Source organism: Pedobacter heparinus (assembly GCF_032678725.1).
Lineage (GTDB): Bacteria > Bacteroidota > Bacteroidia > Sphingobacteriales > Sphingobacteriaceae > Pedobacter > Pedobacter heparinus_A.
Window position 1 is genome coordinate 1 of the sequence record NZ_JAVTSC010000049.1, and the last position, 803, is coordinate 803.

Below are 803 nucleotides of genomic sequence, written 5' to 3' on the forward strand. Positions count from 1 at the left end.
GGAAGTCTTTTTGCCTCAGAAACAGGAAAAGTACGCTTAGGTTATATAGGCGTTGGTGCCAGGGGAATGAGTCATATATCCGAAGGAGCGCTTCGGGATGATGTGGAGATTGTTGCGATCTGCGATACGCAGGAAAGCTCATTAAGCATTTGCAGGGCCTTTCTGAGCAAAAAAGGAAGGCCGGCCGCAACAGAATATACCGGTGGAACAGACGCCTATAAAAAGCTTTTGGACCGTAAAGATATCGATGCCGTAATTATCGCCACACCATGGCAATTCCATAAAGAACAGGCCGTAAACGCAATGAAAGCAGGGAAATATGTGGGCTGTGAGGTCATTGCGGGTCTAACTGTGGAAGATCATTGGGATATTGTGAACACTTCTGAAAAAACAGGGATGCCATATATGACCTTAGAAAACGTGTGTTACAGAAGGGATGTTATGGCGGCACTAAACATGGTAAGGCAAGGTTTGTTCGGTGAGCTTGTACACCTGGAGGGAGGGTACCAGCATGACCTGAGAAATGTTTTGTTTAACGACGGGAAAAAATATTACGGAGGGGGCGTGGAGTACGGGCCGAAAGCTTTGAGTGAAGCACAATGGAGAACGCAGTTCAATATTGACCAGGATGGGGATTTATACCCCACACATGGGGCCGGTCCGATCATGCATTATGCAAACATTAACCATGGTAACCGGTTTACGAATCTGGTCTCTTTCAGTTCAAAAGCGAAAGGCCTTGCTTCCTATGTAGAAGGCATGTCTCCGGGACATCCCAATGCAAAATTGAATTACAAAAATGG

General features: G+C 46.2%; 1 protein-coding gene. It reads left to right on the forward strand.

The genetic code is table 11. The features are described 5' to 3' along the window. Positions 1-803: Gfo/Idh/MocA family protein (locus tag R2Q85_RS24555; RefSeq protein ID WP_316814451.1), on the forward strand; the 803-nt coding region annotated here is incomplete at both ends.